Below are 19,705 nucleotides of genomic sequence, written 5' to 3' on the forward strand. Positions count from 1 at the left end.
AATTATTTTAGTAAAAAAAAGCCTGAGAAAGAACTCAGGCTTTAAGAAGGTTTATTTTTTAAACACTTTGGTTGTCAATAATTTTTGTCCGTCATTTACTTCTAAAATATACATTCCAGTTTGTAAACCTGAAACATTTATGTTTGAGTTGTTTAAGCGTCCATATTTTACTACTTTACCAATCGTATTTACAATTTTATAGGTCATCTTATCAGTCTTAGAAGCTAGTCTTACTTGTAAGTAATCTACTGCTGGATTTGGATATGCCATTAGGTCTAAATTACTTTCATTTCCTAATCGTTCTCCTGAACTAACAGCATTGTATTCTCTTGCACCAGAAACAATATTTACGGTATAGTCTTCTACTTCTCCATACGAAAAGGCTTCACAAGAAGTTTGTGCACTGTTATACTTCATCGAAACACGCATTCTAGTAGTTCCTAAGCTTGCTCCTGAAGGAACATTTACTGTAGCGGTTAAGTTATTGGCACTTGACGATGAGCCCGATACTACTTTTTCACTACTCTCGAAAGTACCGTTTTGGTTAAAGTCTATCCAAACTGCCCAATATTCTGTGTATGATGAACTGCTAAAGCCTGCACTTACTATCATTTGATTTGAACTTCCTTGAGATAAGGTTGCTGTTTTTGAAGTAAAATCGGCATATCCACCGTTATCACCTGTTGCATTTGTCATACCTCCTAGCTCTACATTATCAATCCACTCATACGATGAGTTGTTTCCTTGAGAACCACAGTAGGATACCGTATTAGACAAAGTTGTAACGTTAATTGTATTACTTGATGATGAAACGTTCCCTGCTGCATCTTTAGCTCGTACCGAGAAACTATACGTGGTACTAGCGGCTAATCCTGTTACACTAGCAGAGGTTCCTGTTACTGTTGCAATCTTGGTAGTTCCTCTATAAACATCGTAACCTGTTACCCCTACATTGTCGGTTGATGCCGACCAGCTTAAAGTTAAAGTCGTTTGTGTAACGTTACCTGCTGTTAAGTTTGTTGGAGCACTCGGTGCTTGAGTATCTGCTGTGCCAGCTCCAATTACTACAGTATAATCTTCTACTTCACCATACGAAAAAGTAGCTTCACAAGCTGTAGGAGTTGCATTGTACTTCATTACGATTCGCATTCTTGTGGCTCCTTCTAAAGCTCCTGATGGAACGGTGAATGAGGTGCTTACTGGTGTTGTTTGTGAGGGTGATTTTGTCCATACTGTTTCGCCTGCATCAGAAAAATCTCCATCTTGATTGTAATCTATCCAAACTCCATATCCTTCATTATATACTGTACCTGTCCATGTGGGAGTTATGGTAATAGTATGAGAAGTCGACTTGGCTAAATTTGTTGAAATGTTGGTGTAATCGGTATAGCCATTTCCTCCACCTGAACTATTATTAATAGTACCTAATTGAACTCTTCCAATATATTCATCTGCCACACTATTTCCTTTTGATGAACAATACGAAATAGTTACTGCTGGTGTTGTAAAGTTTGAAGAGGTACTGTATGCCGATGTTGTTCCGTCAGAACATTTGCTACGTACTTGTACTTCGTATTGAGTAGAAGCGGATAATCCACTTAAAGATGTTGAAGTTCCAGAAACCGCACTAGTTGCCCATGTCGAGGTTCCTGTTTGACGGTATCTTACGTCATAAGTAGCTCCTGAAACTGCCGTCCAAGATACCGTTGCTCCTGAAGAAGTAACACCTGAAATAGTTACTCCTGTAGGTACGGTTGCTGTACATGAAGTAGCTCCACTCGTTTTATCTGACAGGGCTAATGAACGTCTTGCCCCCCCTGTTTCTAAATAGGTGTGCATTCTGTTTTTTTGACCTAGCGTAAATAAATTCATACAAGAATCATCCGAATAATCCATGTAGTTTTGAACCATATCTTCTGACCCACAAGAAATGTGTCCTGTCGCACAGCCATAGTTTGGCGCATCCGATTCTGGGGTATCCGAAACAAAATCGTCTACACCACAACCTCCATCGCCCCAAATGTGGCGTAATCCGAAATAGTGACCTACTTCGTGAGTAGTTGTTCTACCTCCATCAAAAGGAGCTTGAGCGGTACCTATGGTACCAAAGTATTGATCTGCCATTACTACACCGTCTGTAGATGCATCTGTATCCCATGGAAATTGTGCATATCCTAAAATAGTTCTTGTCCCACTTATCAAATTGTCTACAATCCACATATTTAAGTATTCAGCAGTATTCCAAGGATTAACTCCTCCTTGAGAAGATTTTTTCATACTATCGTCGGTTTGCCAAGTAGATTTGCTTACTGCCTTTCTTGTAATACCCGTAGTAGGATTTCCATTAGGGTCGATCTGAGCTAAATAAAACTCAATTTTTGTGTCTGCTGCTTGCGACCACTTGTTCGTAGCATCAGCATTTGTTCTTCTGAAATCCTCATTCAAAACATCAATTTGTGACTGAATTTGTGCTACACTGATGTTATTTGTAGAATTTGTATATAATAAATGAACAACTACTGGAATTTGATAAATATCTCCCGAAATTTTACCTTGTTTATTCGACATTTCCTCAATCTTTCGCTGCGTGAACAACTCTATTTGTTCCATGTGTTTAGCGAGACTCGGATTTTTTGCAACTTTAGCATTGAAAAGTTCGGTAACGTTACAGTTACGTTTTACTTGAGTAGTTTTTTGCTGAGATTGGGCAGCAAACACCAAAGAAAAGCACAAAAGTGCTAGAGTAATTTTGTTTTTCATTCTGAAGGGATTTAAATTCTATTTATTAAAAACTAGGGCTTCTTGTATGATTTTTTAAAAATAAAAATCATTAACTATTTGTTAAAACTTTGGCAAATATATAAAAAAACACAAAATTTTATATGTTTTACATAAGTAATCGGCTGTTTTTATTTTTTTTGAGAAAACAGAAACCCGTAAACCCACTAAAACACTAGGATTATAAAGGGTTAAGAAAATTATTTTTTTTGTGCTTATTGTCAAACGATTACACTAACGTATTCTTTTCAATAAAGAAAATGAGGATAATAGTTGTATTTTTATTGAAATTTATGATAAATGCTTGACGTTAAAAATTTAGAAATATCGTTTAAAAATACTCCTCCAGTTGTTCAGCAAATCTCTTTTAGTTTACAGAAAAATCAAATACTAGGAATTGTAGGTGAAAGTGGTAGTGGAAAGTCGGTAAGTTCGTTGGCTATTTTAGGGTTGCTTCCAAAAAATACGAAAGTAAAAGGAGAGCTTCTTTTTAACAAACAGTCTTTGCTTCTTTTTAACGAACAAGATTTTCAAAAAATACGTGGAAACCAAATAGCGATGATTTTTCAAGAACCGATGAGTTCTTTAAATCCTACCATGTCTTGTGGCATTCAGGTTGCTGAAATGTTACGACAACATACTCAACTTTCTGAACAGGAAATTAAGGTGGAGGTTCTTTCTCTATTCTCAAAAGTAAAACTTCCTAGACCTGAAGCTATTTATAATGCCTACCCACATCAAATAAGTGGCGGACAAAAACAACGGGTAATGATAGCGATGGCAATTGCTTGCAAACCTCAACTACTTATTGCCGATGAACCTACTACTGCATTGGACGTAACGGTGCAAAAAGAAATCATTTCTTTATTAAAAGAGTTACAGCAAGAGTTTGAAATGGGCATTATTTTTATTTCACACGATTTGGCATTGGTTTCTGAAATAGCAGATACTGTAGTCGTAATGCATCAAGGTAAAATTATTGAACAAGGAAAAGCTCGCGATGTATTTTTATTTCCGAAGAAAAACTACACGAAAGCGTTGATAAACTCTAAGCCTAACACTAAAAAACGCCTTAAAATTTTACCTACTGTTCACGATTTTGTAAACAAAACAATTGATACTACTGTGTATACAGATGAAGAACGTGCTGCTTTCCATCAAAAAATATATAGCAAACCTCCGTTGTTAGAAATTATTAATTTGCATAAAAATTTTATTAGCAATGCTTCTTGGTTTTCAAAACCTACGCTTGTAAAGGCGGTGAACGATGTGTCTTTTAAAATTTATGAAGGGGAAACATTAGGACTAGTAGGAGAGAGTGGCTGTGGAAAAACGACCTTAAGTAGAGTTATTTTACAGCTAGAAAAGGCAAGTTCTGGAAGTATTTTATACAACGGAAAAGATCTTACCAAACTTTCAAAAAATGATTTTAAAAAGCTTCGAAAAGAAATTCAAATCATTTTTCAAGACCCCTTTTCTTCTTTAAACCCGAGAATTACTGTTGGAAATGCTATTTTAGAACCAATGCAAGTTCACCGTGTTTTAAGTTCTACTAATGAGCGCAAAGAATATGTGTGCAATTTATTAGAAAAAGTAGGTTTAGAAGCGGCTCACTTTAACCGTTATCCGCATGAATTTTCAGGAGGCCAAAGACAACGTATAGGAATAGCTCGTGCTATTGCATTACAGCCAAAATTAATTATTTGCGACGAATCGGTTTCAGCACTTGATGTATCGGTACAAGCACAAGTATTAAACTTATTAAATCAATTAAAAAAAGAGTTTAATTTTACCTATATTTTTATTTCACACGACTTATCTGTGGTAAAGTATATGGCAGATCAGTTGGTTGTAATGAACAAAGGTAGGATAGAAGAAATAGCCGATGCTGACGAGATTTACCGAAACCCAAAGACAAAATATACACAAACATTAATAGAAGCAATTCCCAAAGGACTATAACTTTTTTCACTGCGTTATTAATGGTATATTGCACCGTTAAAAACGAAAACAAACTTATGAAGATTATTGTACCAATGGCAGGAATTGGGTCTCGTTTAAGACCACATACACTCACAACGCCTAAGCCATTAACTGTAATAGGAGGCAAACCCATCGTACAACGCTTAGTAGAAGATATTGCTTCTGTAATTGACGAACCTATCGAAGAAATTGCATTTGTTATAGGACCACTTGCAAAAGGTTTTCCCGCTAATACAGAAGAAAAACTTAAAATAATTGCAGAAAAATTAGGTGCGAAAGGTTCTGTATACGTTCAAGAACAAGCCTTAGGTACAGCCCATGCGATTTACTGTGCTAAAGACTCTCTTTCGGGGCCTTGTGTAGTTGCTTATGCAGATACATTATTTAAAGCCGATTTTACTTTAGACACCAATGCAGACGGTGCTATTTGGGTAAAACAAGTGGAAGACCCTAGTGCTTTTGGCGTGGTAAATGTAACCGATGGTTTTATTACTGATTTTATAGAAAAGCCTAAAGACTTTGTGTCTGATTTAGCCATTATTGGTATTTATTATTTCAAAGACGGAGATAAATTAAAGGAAGAAATTCAATATTTAATTGATAATGACTTAAAAGAAAACGGAGAATATCAATTAACTAATGTGTTAGAGTCTTTGAAACAACAAGGAGCAAAATTCATACCAGGTAAAGTGAATTCTTGGATGGATTGTGGCAAAAAAGACGCTACCGTAGATACAAACAAACAAGTGCTAGGTTTTGAGCAAGCCGATGGCAACAATTTAGTGTCTGATGACGTTGTATTAGAGAATGCTGAAGTTATTCAGCCCTGTTATATTGGAAAAAACGTCGTGTTAAAAAACACTACAATAGGTCCTTTCGTTTCTATTGGTGAAAATAGTGTTGTTGAAAATTCAACCATTACAAACTCATTAATACAAACAAATGTTCATATTTCAAATGCCAATTTAGACAATGCTATGATTGGTAATCATGCAAAATACAATGCTAATTATACATCCGTGAGTATAGGTGATTATACAGAGCTTACATAAAAACTCGAGAAAAGAGAAAACAAAGGAGAGAATAGAGAAAAGAGAAAAGAGATTTTTTCTTAAATCGCTAGTGTCTTTTTTCTTTATTCTTTATTCTTTCTTCTTATATGCTCAAGACAGTATTCCTGCTGCGGTTACTATTGCTGAAAACAAGAATATTGAATTTCAACAATCTTTCTTTAAGGCACTGTCTGATAAAGCCACTTTTAACTACAAAAAAGCGATAGAGCATTTAGAGCAGTGTAATCGAATATTTTCTAATAATAAATCGGTATTATTTGAGCTTTCTAAAAACTATGAAAAACTAGGTAGAAACCCTGAGGCTTTAACCTATATTGATTTAGCATTGGAAGAAGACCCTACCAATATTTGGATGCTAGAGCACAAGGTTTTAATTTTAAGAAAGCTGGCTAATTTTAACGATGCCATTCTTACACAAGAAAAAATAGCTTCGGTATACCCTAAGAAAAAGCGATTGTTGGTTTTTTTACACCTTCAAAATAACGACAGGCAAGCAGCCCAAAAGGTGTTGGCAGAACTAAAAGATGCAAAACTATTGAATGGTAGACTTCGTGCGATTGAAAAAAAATTAAATGCTAGAAAAACAGCAATAGAAGAGCCCAAAAAACTTTCTGAAAACCTTGACGCTAAATCACTTTTTGAGAAAGAAAAATCATTTGACAACTTAAAAGCACTATTAATTAAATTAGCTTCAGAAAGCGATAGCGACTTATTAAAGTATAGTGAATACGGTATAACCCTATTCCCTGCCCAACCTTTCGCATACCTAATGAACGGAAAAGCACTTAACTATAATAACGCTTATAAAAAAGCTTTAGACACGCTACAAAACGGCATTGATTTTGTAATTGATGACCATGAAATTGAAGCAAAATTTTATTTAGAAATGTCGAAAGCTTATCAAGGATTAGGTGACACAAAAAAGGCAACTATGTATAAAAACAAAGCTGAAAAATTTTTAAAATAAATACGTTTCGTTAGTACTAATTTTATGAAATACAACCACTTACTTATTTTACTCCTTTTAGTATTTGTTTCTTGTAAAGCTACTAAAAATGTTACTGGAAGCACCTATATTAAAGAGCTTTCTGCACGTAAAGTAGCCAAAAAACATGTAGCAACAAATTTTGACAAGAAAACGGTAGATGCCCGTTTAAAGGTAAATTACGAGGATAATAAAGAAAATTTAGGGTTTTCTGTACGCATGAAAATAAAAAAAGACGAGGTTATTTGGTTAAAAGGCACTAAAATAATTTCTATTTTTAAAGCGAAAATTACCCCTACCAAAGTACAGTTTTACTCTCCGTATAAGAAAAATTATTTCGATGGTGATTTTTCAATGCTTAAAAAACTGCTGGGAACAGATATTAATTTTAATCAATTACAAAGTATGTTGCTAGGAGAAGCTTTAGTAGATATAAAATCTGAACGTCAAGAAGTTCAAATTCAACAAACATCCTATCAACTATCACCAAAAAAACAACCTGAGTTGTTCGACTTGTTTTTTTATATAAATCCAACCCATTTTAAACTCGACAAACAACTGGTTGTAAACTCACTAAAAGACCAACTTTTAAGTATTAGCTACCCAAAGTATGATAAAAAGGAAGGTGCTTTTTTTCCTGAAAAAATTACGATAAAAGCTACAGAAAAAACGAAATTTACCAATATTGATATAACCACTCGTGCAGTAGAGTTTGACACCAAACTAAATGTAGATTTTAACATTCCTACAGGATATAAAGAAATTAAACTATAATGATGAAAAATGCTGTTTTTTATATTTCTTTCCTATCCCTCCTTTTCTTAGGGGTTTCTTCTTTTTCTCAGACTAGAAAAGAGTTAGAAAACAAACGAAAGAAACTTAAAAATGAAATAGAGCAGGTAAACACTCTTTTGTTTAACACAAAGAAAAAGAAGAGTAGTGCTTTAGATGATTTGAAAGATTTAATTCAAAAAATAAATGTTCGAGAACGTTTAATCGAAACCATTGAATTAGAAGCTCGGTTGCTCTCAAAAGAAATTAAATCAAACGAACGACAGTTAAAAAAATACAACGATGAGCTATCAAAATTAAAAGACGATTACCGAGACATGGTTGTAAAATCATATAAAAGTAAATCTCAACAGAGTAAAACAATGTTTTTACTTTCTTCTGAAAGTTTTTATCAAGCCTACAAGCGATTAAAATACATGCAGCAGTATAAAGAGTATAGAAAAAAGCAAGGAGAAGAAATTATGACTAAAACAACGCTTGTTAAAAAACTAAACGACTCGTTAATTGCTCAAAAAAGATCGAAAGAAACCTTGCTTTCCGATGAAAAAAATCATAAAAAAGAAATTGAAGGAGATAAGAAAGACCAAGAGAAATTACTTTCAAAAATAAAAAAAGAAGAAAAAAATATAAAAAAGATTTACAGAAAAAACAACGTGAAGAGAAAAGAATTGCTGCTAAAATTGATAAATTAATTAACGATGCTATTGCAAAAGCAAACAAAGGAAAAAAAACAGCTACTGGTAAAAAAAGTAGTGCAGGTTTTATTTTAAATGCTGAAGAAAAGGTTCTTTTAGCTAACTTTGAACAAAATAAAGGTAAACTGCCTTGGCCTGTTAAAGGTATTATTACTAGAAAGTATGGTGTACAGCCACATCCTACTTTTCCTGGAATTAGTATTAATAGCCACGGCTTATACATTGCCACCGAAGCCAACACTAGTGTGAAAAGTATTTTTAACGGGAAAGTGCTGGTTATTCAGTTACATTCTGACGGAAGAAAATCGGTATTGGTACAACATGGTGATTATATTTCTGCATACAACAAACTTAAAGAAGTATATGTAAAAAAAGGCGACGTAGTAAAAACAGGCGAAATATTAGGAAAAGTATTTACTGATAAAGTAACGGGTAAAACACAACTTAGTTTTATGTTGTATAAAAATAGGAACCGATTGAATCCTGCGCAGTGGATTCGTTCATAATAAATTACCTCTGAGCAATCATACGAGGCTTTTAAAGAAAAATGTTTAAAAAGTTTCGACAGAAGTCGATATATTTAACTCTCATTTAGTGAGTAACTTATGAAAAACGCATCAAACTTTATCATTGTAACGGTAGCTATTATTGCTGCCTTAGTTGTGGGTAAGGGTATTTTAATTCCTTTTGTTTTTGCTATTATTTTTTGGTTTCTAACACGAGAAATACGAAAAACAATATACAGGCTACCCTTAGCTAGACGTTTTATTCCTACTTGGTTGGGTAATGTTTTAGTCTTTACACTTATTATGCTCGGGTTTAGTTTTGTTTCTCAAATTTTAACCAGTAGTATTTCCGATCTTACTGCTTCGTATTCTAAATACGAGCCAAATATTGAAGCAATTATCAATCGTATTAATGATTATTTCAACATTGATGTAATGAAATCGTTGAAATCAATTGTGGGAGATTTTGATTATGGGTTGTTTTTAGGCAATATAGCAAACGGAATTAGTGGTTTGTTAGGAGATACTTTTATGATTATAATTTATGCCTTATTTCTCTTTTTAGAGGAAAGTAGTTTTAAAGAGAAATTGCAAAAGGTATTTATGAGCGCTAAGAAGAATCCACAAGGCGTTCAAGCTATTTTAAAAAAAATAGAAAAATCCATCTCTAATTATTTGCGATTAAAAACCTATGTAAGTTTATTAACAGGTTTATTAAGTTATTTAGTGTTGTTGTTTGCTGGGGTAGACGGTGCCGCATTTTGGGCATTTCTTATTTTTTTATTAAACTATATTCCCACCATTGGCTCATTGGTAGCCACTGTTTTTCCAGCTATATTTTCTTTAATTCAGTTTGGAGAGTTCTCTCCTTTTTTAATGGTTTTAATTGGTGTGGGGTCAATTCAAGTAATCGTAGGAAATGTGGTAGAGCCAAGAGTTTTCGGAAAATCACTTAATTTGAGTCCGCTGGTTACCATTTTATCGTTAGCTGTTTGGGGAGAAATATGGGGAATTACAGGCATGATACTATCAGTACCTATTACTGTAATTATGATTATTATCTTTTCTCAGTTTGAAAAAACAAAAAGCATTGCCATTTTCTTGTCTGAAAACGGCAATATAGAAGATATATAGCTAAAATTTTAGCTAACACTATTTAATTTTTAACTTACTCTAATAATGATTGGTTTATGGCTAAAAAACTGTAATCAAATGAAAGCATAAAAAAGTTCATCAACAGTGTAGTTAACAGTAAATTCAAGATAAGAAAATTCCATTTCACCTAAAAAAACATAAAATCAATCACATTAAAGTGCTGATTTTTAAACTTATATTCTGATTACTGATTTCAAAAATTGCTGAATATTTATGCTTACTTGATATTTTTGTGTTGAGATTAATCGCTTATTCCTTCTATCCAACCATACCTAACATCAACATTGATAAGCCTACAAAAAATCAGATAAAATATCTAGAACTCACGTTAAAATAATAACATTTAGCACCTATTTTACCCGTTAACGTGATTTGATTTCAGGATACAATATCAAATTGAATTTACCAAAAATCAACACAATGTCATGTCGATAGCCTGAAGTATGATTGATGAGACATCTCACTGTGAAAGGATACCTATATAGATGAAATTTCTCTCTGTCGTTCGGAATGATATTTTTAAATGAATTTTATAGGTAAAAACTTTAAAATCAGCACAATAAAATCCCGAATCCGAACTCACATCCGTTAAATTCTCTATTACTTTTAAAGCCTGATAAAAATCATATTTTACATTAAACTATGCTTGTATTTTTGAGGTGGTTAAGTATAAGAAGAAATGATACAATTTATAAATATGCCGATGGTATCTTGGACAAATGGAACCATTATGATGCTTGTTTTCGGTTTGGTTTGTATAGGTTTAGTTGTAACTCTTTTAATTCTTGTTAATGGTGGCAAGAAAAAAGAGTAAATACGTTTTTAGTTATAATAGTTGATTGAAGAAGCACTCTTTTAAATAATGTGTTAGTGGTTTAACATTCGAGTGCTTCTTCTTCTTTTATTTGAATGCGTTTAAACCTGTAATATCTAATCCTGTAATTAACAAATGAACGTCGTGTGTGCCTTCGTAAGTAATTACGCTTTCTAAATTCATGGCATGTCTCATAATTGAATACTCTCCAGAAATCCCCATCGCTCCTAATACCTGTCTAGCTTCACGTGCTATTTTCAATGCCATATCTACATTGTTTCGCTTTGCCATAGATATTTGAGCAGAGGTTGCTCTACCTTCATTTTTTAAGACTCCTAATCGCCACGTTAACAACTGTGCTTTTGTAATTTCGGTAATCATTTCAGCCAACTTTTTTTGTTGCAACTGAAATTGCCCTATTGGTTTTCCAAATTGGGTACGTTCTTTCGCATAACGTAATGCTGTATCGTAACAATCCATGGCAGCACCTATGGCTCCCCAAGCAATACCATATCGAGCAGAGTCAAGGCATAACAAAGGTGCTCCTAACCCTGATTTATTGGGTAATAAATTTTCTTTTGGAACTTTTACATCATCAAAAATTAACTCACCCGTTATCGATGCCCTTAACGACCATTTATTATGCGTTTCTGGTGTAGAAAAACCTTGCATACCACGTTCTACTATCAAACCGTGAATGCGTCCTTCTTCATTTTTTGCCCATACTACTGCCACGTCGCAAATGGGTGCGTTCGAAATCCACATCTTTGCCCCATTCAACAAATAATGGTCTCCCATGTCTTTAAACTTGGTTTCCATTCCTCCGGGGTTGCTACCGTGATTGGGTTCTGTGAGTCCAAAACTTCCCATCCATTCTCCTGAAGCCAATTTTGGTAAGTATTTTTGTCTTTGCTCCTCAGTTCCGTAATGATAAATAGGCCCCATAACCAATGAAGATTGTACCGAAGCAGTCGACCGAATACCACTATCACCACGTTCTAACTCTTGCATAATTAGCCCGTAAGAAATTTGGTCTAACCCTGCTCCGCCATACGCTTCAGGAATATACGATCCAAAAGCTCCTACCTCTGCCAATCCGCTAATCAATACCTTCGGAAATTCTGCGCGTTGTGCATATTCTTCAATTATTGGAGATATATTTTTCTTAACCCATTCACGAGCAGTATCGCGAACAAGTTTGTGCTCTTCGGTTAATAAATCATCTACTTGGTAATAATCTGGTGCTTGAAATAAATCAGACTTCATATATATGTATTTTAAAATTAATTTTACGAAATAGTATAAGAGAAATGTAAAATTAATTGCGATTTGTTTTATGTGGTTTCTTAAAAGAACGTATTCAAAAATACTTAAAAAAATGGTTATTCGTGTAGGTTTACGTATGTTTGTACTGATGAGATTTACTTTAGGAAAAGAAGAGCGTTTAAAGAGCAGAAAACTCATAGGAAGACTATATGAGGAAGGAAAGGTAATAAAAGTTTTTCCGCTAAGAATGGTGTATATACAAACCGAACACACCTCTAAATTTCCTGCGCAAGTAGGAGTATCTGTACCTAAACGTAATTTTAAGAAAGCGGTAGATAGAAACCGTATAAAACGATTACTTCGCGAAACCTACCGTAAAGAAAAACATACTGTTTATAAGAGTGTAGATAAACCGTATGTGTTTATGATTTCTTATCTTGCAAGAAATGAATGGAAATATGCCGATATTGAGCATAAAATGCAGCAATTATTAACACAGTTTATTACAGAAGTTACTCCAAATGAAAAATAGAAAATTCCTTTTTTTGGCTCTCTCATACTCATTTGTCTTTTCTTTTCTTTTCAGTCTCGTTTTTTTGAGATTGCAAAACAAATTGAAATTTACAACAACCTTTTTAAAGAGTTAAACATTAATTATATTGATGAAATTAACCCAGGTGATTTAACCGACAAAGCAATTAAAAATACATTAAAAAACTTAGACCCTTACACCAATTTTTTTAACGAGCAAGATGTTGAAGATGCGCGTATTCGTCGTGAAGGTGAATACGGAGGTATTGGAATCTCTACGTTTTATGCCAAAAAAGGAATTGTAGTTACCGAAATTTACAAAGGTTTTTCTGCTGATAAAGCAGGTTTAAAAGCAGGTGATATTATTATCGATGTAAACGGACAAAAACTGGCTGAATTAGATAAAAATCAGTTTTCGCAAATGTTAAAAGGAGTACCAGGAAAAGAGCTTTCCTTAAAGGTAGAAAGCAATGGTAAAATAAAAAACATATCTATAAAACTTGATAAAGTTATTTTAGATCCTGTTCCTTTTTACGATATGATTGATGCCGAAACAGGGTATATTGTTTTAACCCGATTTATAAGTCAAAAAGCTACCGAAGGTGTGGTTAAAGCTTTTGAAGACCTTAAAGAAAGAGGAATGAAAAAGCTAGTGTTTGACTTAAGATATAATCCTGGGGGCTCTTTATTTGATGCCATTAATATTACCAATTTATTTATTCCTAAAGGATTAAATGTCGTAGATACCCGTGGAAAAATTCAAAAAAATAGCAGAACGTATAAAACCAATAGAGAGCCTTTAGATGCTGAAATTCCTATCGTAGTACTAATCAATGGTCGATCGGCATCTGCTTCAGAAATTGTTTCAGGAGCCTTACAAGATTACGACCGAGCAGTAATCATGGGAGAACGCTCTTTTGGAAAAGGATTGGTACAACGTTATTTCGATTTAAACTACGGAACTCAAATGAAAATAACCATTTCTAAATACTATACTCCTAGCGGACGTTGTATTCAAGAATTAGATTATGCCAATAGAGACCCAAAAACAGGAAATGTACCTAAGTTTTCAGAGGGTACTGTAAATGAGTTCACGACGCAAAACGGAAGAAAGGTATATGACGGAGGTGGAATTACTCCTGATGTAAAAAGTAACCTTTCTGAAAAAACAGAAGTAACCGATGAGCTTCTAAAATCGAAAGCTATTTTTAATTTTGTTACCAACTTTGTGCATCAAAACCCTAATTTACCTACAGAAAATTATACTTTTACATCGAAAGATTTTCATCAATTTAAAAACTACTTGCTTCAAAAAGACACCTCCTTTGTATCTAAAGAAGAAAAACTCTTTCAAAAAGCCTACGAAGCTGTAGAAGATAATCACAAAATAACTTCTGAATACACTGCAATTATTAAACAATTAAAAGCAGCTAATGTTGCTAAAATTGCTGTGAATGAAGATGTTTTATCAAAAGAAATTGAAAATGAAATTATAGAACGTTATACCTACAAAGAAGGAATGTACAAGCATTTATTTAAAAATGATATTACCATAAAAAATGCCGTTAAACTGTTACATGACTCTGAAAAGTATAACCGTATTTTAAAAAAATAGCTTCTTTAACAGAATTTGTATATTTGCTCTTTAAAAACATATGTCAAAACCTATCCTAAAAGAACGCACAAGAGCCCAAGAATCTACCAACGCTATTGAACGTTTATACATTTCAATGCGACACTTATTTAGTCGCGGTTTTTACAAACCAATGGGAGTTTCTGGCGAAACTTTACGTAAATCACTGTTGTCTTTACGCCCAGAAATTTATGGGTCTATTGCCGAAAATAAAACAGAGTTAAACGGATTGGTATACGTTATTGAACGTTTGCCTGAAGGAATTGAAGAATGTCAATTCATTTATTTAACTGCCGACGAAGGGTATCGTAACTCAAATTTCAAAGCAATTATTCCTCCTAAAAGAAGAAGAAACTGTTATCGTATTGACAAAGACCAAATGAATATTGAAATTACCAGAGGTCGCTCTGAAATTTACGATATTCTTACACACCTTACCTTTTTGTTTATAGAATCACACAAAATTAAAGACCGTGTGGTTGTTAATAATGAAGGAAAATTTATTCGTGAGTGGTTACAACTAGAAGATGTTGTACTGCATAATAAAACTCTTACCGATAAACAAAAAGATGTAATTGTGGTGCATCTTGGTAATATTTTAGGAAGAACGTACGACGAGGTATACGATGTTTATAACACGTTTGCAACAAAAGAAAACCCAAATCGCTTTTTTCATTTAATTTATTGGTTAGGTAAATTGGCTATTAACGAAGCCTTATACGACCAAAAACGCTCTATTAAATTCAGTTCTGTTCTAATTGAAGAAATCGGACAACACCGTTATGGAGAAATTTGGGCTAATAACATTAAAAAAGTGTTGTTAGATAACGAATTGCTAGAGCGCCCTATTCATATTATTAGTGCAAATATGCACAGTGTAATGAATAGTATTTATGCAAAAAATGCCTTGCCAAAAGAAGCTAAAAAGCACAAAGGCTTTCAACTCTTTGAGGTACTAAGTAATACTAATAGTGGTACTTTGCAATCTGCTGTTAAAAACTATGCTTCAGAAAACGGATTGATATATATTAAAGATACCTCTGGAACCAATATCAATGTTCAGGTAATTGATACAAAAGAAATTGACTTTGAAACAAACTCGTTTAACAAAGTTAATTCTGTTGGAGAAGAACCTGTAATTATTGTTATGGATTATGCCTTTGGCGAACAAGCCTTTGAAACAATGGATGAGTTATTAAAGCCTTACGAAATCAAAGGAAAAAAATTCATTTAGATGTTCAGTCGATTTCTATTATGGGAAAAGCGGGTATTTTAGAAGGAGGTAAAGGAGACGTTATGATTCCTTCTTCACACATTTTTGAAGGTACTGCTGATAATTATCCGTTTAAAAACGAACTATCAAAAGAAGATTTAGAAGGTTTTGGTGTTCAAGTTTTCGATGGTGCCATGATTACAGTGTTAGGAACTTCCTTACAAAACAAAGATTTATTAAAATTTTTCTACGATTCAACCTGGAATGTGATTGGGTTAGAAATGGAAGGCGCACACTACCAAAAAGCCATTCAATCTGCCTCAAGAATTAGAGGAAATATTTCAGAAAATGTAAAAGTACGTTATGCCTATTATGCCTCTGATAATCCGTTAGAAACAGGTGCTACTCTTGCCTCTGGCGGACTCGGAATGAGCGGAGTAACTCCTACTTATGCCATTACACAAAAAATACTAGAGCAAATTCTCTAGAGAAACTGTATTTTATTGCAATCCCGATTCCGAAGTTTCGGAACGGGAGAAGCGATTTTTATATTTTGAATTCACCACAAAGAGATTATTTTAGCTACACTTCCTTAGTAGTAATGAAAAAATCTTGCTTATTTCTCATTTTTTTACTATGTTTAAAATTTTAGAAATCTAAGAAAAAAATACCCCCCCAAATCTTTTCTGTTTTTTATTAAAAACCACCTCTTCACAAGTTTGGTCTAAAAAACTTAAACAAAAATGACAAAAAATAAAATAGTACTTCTTTTATTCTTTTCACTAATGCTTCCTTCCTATTTAATAAGTCAGAATAAGAAAGTAATTAAAGATTGGGAAGAATACACATTCAATTCTAAATACGGAAACCCAATTACCATAATATGGTCTTTAGAACGAAGTCATAAACCTGCAAAATATATGGATAATCGATACCATTATTTTTTTAGGTTCAAATCAAAAACCAAACTTAAAGGACAAACCAAGCCAGTTTGGGTAGGTTTCGACATCGCAGTTGATGGTTTGGAAAGAAACATTGAGTTTGGAAGCACCTTGTATTGGGAGAAAACGAGTAGTTGGGATTTTTGGCACGAAAGTTCGAATGCCAAAATAGAAATGAAGGCTTCAAAAGGTTGGATAGGAACCTATCTTAAAGAACTAGAAAAAGTTAGTAAGAAAGACAAAAACTGTGCAGAACTACTGGATAAACTAGGAGTTTATACAGCATCTGAGATTGCCAGTGATACGTATGATACAGCCAGTTTTACCGCAGGATTTTTTGATAAAGACATCGCTAAATTTATTTCAAAGTACAGTAAATCGGCAGCAAAACTCTTTAAAATCACTTCATCTAAAGCCTTTGGTGTAATTACCTCGCTACTAGAATCAGATGATATGGGTACTCCTATGAATGCCTATGAAAATGCCTATGAAAATGCAAGAGGTCATGTATTTGTATTAGAAAAACACTTTACCGACCTAGGTATTATCAATTCTTCTAACACAAACGATTCAAAGAAAAATAACACCAAAGAATTAGCCAGTGAAGACTTTTGGAATACTCCAGAAAACTCAAAAAAAATGACCGTTCCGACAGAAGAACAAGAAAAAATCATAAGAAGTATCAAATACAGTCAGAAAAAATTAGGAGAAGAACTAAAAAAAATGAATAGTGCAATGGAAGGCTTCACCATTGAATCAAGTCTTAAAAATGACGATTGTAGAAAAAAAGCAATGATTCAATTTCACGAGTCTTTTAAATACAACGCAGAAGTTTTATTATCTATCAAAGAATGAAAAGTTACAAATTATTCCTCATCGTTACTTTTTTAATCACCAGTATATTCAATGGTTTTTCTCAAGAAGTTCAGAGTGCAACATTAAAATATACCCCAGCAGATAATGGTTTTGAATTGAACATACCTTTTAAATGGAAATTTATTAATTGTTATGGTGAGGTACACGTAACCATCACAAAAAACAGCAAAAACATTACTTCGCAAGCCTATATTTACAAAGGCAAAAGATATACAGTATCAGAATTAGGTGCGGAAGCTTTTAATAGACCTGAATGCGGACTTACCGATTTAAAAGTCGATTTATACAACAATGCTTACAGACTAGGAGAGGCAAAATTAGCCAATGTAATAGATTGGCTTGGAGGTTGTTTTGGACAAACATATCATATTACTAAGCTTATCGGACTTAAAGACTCTGATTACAAAGAAAAACTTGCCAACTTATCATTAAAAAATATTCGCTTTTTAACAGTATCTAGTAGAGACTATAAACTTGAAGGAAAAATCAAAGAACTAGAAAAAAGAAAATCTTTAAAAAGTAAAATTAACGAAGCAGATAAAGCCTTTAATTCGGGCGATTACGAAAATGCAAAGAGCTTATACGAAGCAGCATTGAAGATAGATTATAGCAATGAGCACGCAAAAAACAAACTAAAAGAAATCAACCAAAAAATAAAGGCAGAAAAAGAAAAGCTCGAATTAAAAAAACAACTTAATAAAGCAAAAGAACTATACAACAATGGCGATTACGAATCAGCAAAGGCAGCATATGAAAAAGCGCTAAAAATGAATCCTAACAGTAGTGAAGCTAAAAGTATGCTAAATACGATCAATGAAAAACTAAAAGAGGAAGCAGAGAAAAAGGAAAAAGAACGTAAAGAGAAAGAAAAAAATGCCGCAGTTGAAAATGCCAAAAGAAAAGAGAAAGAAAAGGCAGTATCCTCGGCAAATAGCCGAAAACACTCAGGAGTTATATGGGGAAAAGGAACTCTTAGTAAAATGAGTCAGTCAGGTAGCTCTTTTCAAGAAACGAACTTAATAGGATTGTTTAAAGTCGATTATGATATTTGGACACTATCTGGTCAACCAGCGCATAGATATAAATTTTATTGGGAATGGGACGATGCCTTGTACACAGGTTACCCACAATACGTTTCTGTACTTAGAGACAAAGTTATTCATATTGCAGATTTTAAAAAATACCCAAGCCTATTAGCTCGATGGAATGCTATAAAGCCGCTTTACATAGAGCTAGAATGCGATATTTTATACTTTAAAAATGGTGATGAATACATCGCAGATAAAGGAACAATTAAAATTATACCAGAGGTTATTGGTAAATCTGGACAAGTTGTAGAATGGTCGTTACCCGCAAGCCCTAAATGGGACGAACTTTTTACCTATACCAACGGTATGAATTGGAGCTACTTTAGAAACCTTGGTTTGTATGAAGAAGTTAACGAGTATGCAAAACAATTCTCAACAAGTGTAGCTTGGCCAAAATACGCTTTTGAGTATAGTAACGACATTAATTTTTTTAGAAGCCACACCTATTTAACAAGTAATTGGATTAAGATAGGTAGTGAAGAGTATAAGAATTACAGTACTTCTATTCGCATTAAAAAAACCATTTGGCCCGAAGAAAAAATGATGGCATTAATCGAAGAGTTTCAAGTGTTAGAAAAAAGGGCAAAGGAAGAAAAAATGGATGCAGAAGATTTTTGGAATACTTCAGAAAATGATGAAAAAACAGAAAGTACAGACTTTTGGGATACCCCCGATAATGCAAAGACCGTTTCAGATGTTAAGAGGGAAAAAGAAGTATTAAAAAATAGAGCTACAATAAGCAAGCGAAGCCCGGTAATAGCTGAACAACGTAAAAAATATAAAAGCCTAAAAGAACCTATAAAAATTAGCTCGAAATTATCTAGTTTAACACCAAGATATCAACTAAGAGGTAAATTACCAAGGTATTTTAAAAACTTAACCATTAAAATAATTCACGGTAAAGAAGTATTCTTTTCAAAAATAGATAACAGTGGTAAGTTTTCAAAAGAAATAAAATTACAGAAAGGCATAAACAAACTACAGTTAATGTTGGTTGCCAATAAGGCAGGTAAAACGGCTTTAAAAACCAAGGACATGAGTGTAAACTTCGTTCCAGAACTAGACGGAGAAGGTACGGTAACATCAAAAAATGTAAAAATAACAGTTGTCGACCATAATAGCGTTCAAGACGATTACTATCAATTATATGTAAATGATAAATACGTTGGAGATGTTTTTAACAGGCCAGGGAGAAGCACCACGATAAACACTGTTTTCGAACCAGGAGATAATTATATTGAATTGAGGCTATATCGTAAAAAAGGTAAAGGAACAGCACTTAAAATAATAATTAACGACGGAGAGTTTAGCAAACCCTTTTCAGGATCAAAAAACCATAAATACATTATATCAGCACCATTTGACTAAATTAAAAC

The 19,705-nt window shown here is 33.5% G+C and carries 13 protein-coding genes and 1 pseudogene; 12 read left to right on the top strand and 2 right to left on the bottom strand.

What is annotated here, in order from left to right:
* Positions 1-51: 51 nt before the first annotated feature.
* Positions 52-2,760: a GEVED domain-containing protein gene (locus P8625_RS10385; RefSeq protein ID WP_279650385.1), complete on the bottom strand. Its 2,709-nt coding sequence runs from the start codon at positions 2,758-2,760 to the stop codon at positions 52-54.
* 318 nt (positions 2,761-3,078) lie between these two features.
* On the opposite strand from P8625_RS10385, the gene P8625_RS10390 reads away from it, so the two are divergent.
* The 7 genes from P8625_RS10390 (at position 3,079) to P8625_RS10420 (ending at position 9,946) form a co-directional block, all read left to right on the top strand.
* On the top strand, positions 3,079-4,740 hold the full coding sequence (locus tag P8625_RS10390) for an ABC transporter ATP-binding protein (RefSeq protein ID WP_279650387.1): 1,662 nt from the start codon (positions 3,079-3,081) through the stop codon (positions 4,738-4,740).
* 56 nt (positions 4,741-4,796) lie between these two features.
* Complete coding sequence (locus tag P8625_RS10395; RefSeq protein ID WP_279650388.1) at positions 4,797-5,813, top strand: sugar phosphate nucleotidyltransferase; 1,017 nt, start codon at positions 4,797-4,799, stop codon at positions 5,811-5,813.
* Positions 5,814-5,883: 70 nt separating this feature from the next.
* Positions 5,884-6,801: a tetratricopeptide repeat protein gene (locus tag P8625_RS10400; protein WP_279650389.1), complete on the top strand. Its 918-nt coding sequence runs from the start codon at positions 5,884-5,886 to the stop codon at positions 6,799-6,801.
* A gap of 24 nt (positions 6,802-6,825) precedes the next feature.
* Positions 6,826-7,593 carry a DUF4292 domain-containing protein gene (locus P8625_RS10405; protein ID WP_279650390.1) on the top strand — a complete coding sequence of 256 codons (768 nt, stop codon included), beginning with the start codon at positions 6,826-6,828 and terminating at the stop codon, positions 7,591-7,593.
* Entirely contained in the window at positions 7,593-8,303 is a 711-nt protein-coding gene (locus P8625_RS10410) for a murein hydrolase activator EnvC family protein (protein ID WP_279650391.1), read from the top strand. Before P8625_RS10405 ends, P8625_RS10410 begins: the two co-directional genes overlap by 1 nt.
* A gap of 248 nt (positions 8,304-8,551) precedes the next feature.
* Entirely contained in the window at positions 8,552-8,812 is a 261-nt protein-coding gene (locus P8625_RS10415) for a M23 family metallopeptidase (protein WP_279650392.1), read from the top strand.
* Positions 8,813-8,911: 99 nt separating this feature from the next.
* Complete coding sequence (locus P8625_RS10420; protein ID WP_279650393.1) at positions 8,912-9,946, top strand: AI-2E family transporter; 1,035 nt, start codon at positions 8,912-8,914, stop codon at positions 9,944-9,946.
* Positions 9,947-10,868: 922 nt separating this feature from the next.
* On the opposite strand, the gene P8625_RS10425 is transcribed toward P8625_RS10420, so the two are convergent.
* Complete coding sequence (locus tag P8625_RS10425; RefSeq protein WP_279650394.1) at positions 10,869-12,047, bottom strand: acyl-CoA dehydrogenase family protein; 1,179 nt, start codon at positions 12,045-12,047, stop codon at positions 10,869-10,871.
* A gap of 112 nt (positions 12,048-12,159) precedes the next feature.
* Between P8625_RS10425 and rnpA the strand changes: the two genes are divergently transcribed.
* The 5 genes and pseudogenes from rnpA to P8625_RS10450 all read left to right on the top strand — a co-directional run bounded on the left by rnpA (position 12,160) and on the right by P8625_RS10450 (position 19,697).
* Positions 12,160-12,579 (top strand): ribonuclease P protein component, encoded by a 420-nt coding sequence (rnpA, locus tag P8625_RS10430; RefSeq protein WP_279650396.1) that lies wholly within the window; start codon positions 12,160-12,162, stop codon positions 12,577-12,579.
* A 135-nt stretch (positions 12,580-12,714) separates the two neighbouring features.
* The gene (locus P8625_RS10435) at positions 12,715-14,193 is read left to right on the top strand and encodes a S41 family peptidase (protein ID WP_279652946.1); all 1,479 of its coding nucleotides are present in this window, start codon (positions 12,715-12,717) and stop codon (positions 14,191-14,193) included.
* A gap of 40 nt (positions 14,194-14,233) precedes the next feature.
* Positions 14,234-15,912, top strand: a pseudogene (locus P8625_RS10440) (DUF6909 family protein).
* A gap of 255 nt (positions 15,913-16,167) precedes the next feature.
* Positions 16,168-17,220 carry a hypothetical protein gene (locus P8625_RS10445; RefSeq protein WP_279650397.1) on the top strand — a complete coding sequence of 351 codons (1,053 nt, stop codon included), beginning with the start codon at positions 16,168-16,170 and terminating at the stop codon, positions 17,218-17,220.
* The gene (locus P8625_RS10450) at positions 17,217-19,697 is read left to right on the top strand and encodes a tetratricopeptide repeat protein (RefSeq protein WP_279650399.1); all 2,481 of its coding nucleotides are present in this window, start codon (positions 17,217-17,219) and stop codon (positions 19,695-19,697) included. The genes P8625_RS10445 and P8625_RS10450 overlap by 4 nt, the downstream gene beginning before the upstream one ends.
* Positions 19,698-19,705: the final 8 nt, after the last annotated feature.

This window comes from Tenacibaculum tangerinum, assembly GCF_029853675.1.
GTDB classification, from domain to species: domain Bacteria; phylum Bacteroidota; class Bacteroidia; order Flavobacteriales; family Flavobacteriaceae; genus Polaribacter; species Polaribacter tangerinum_A.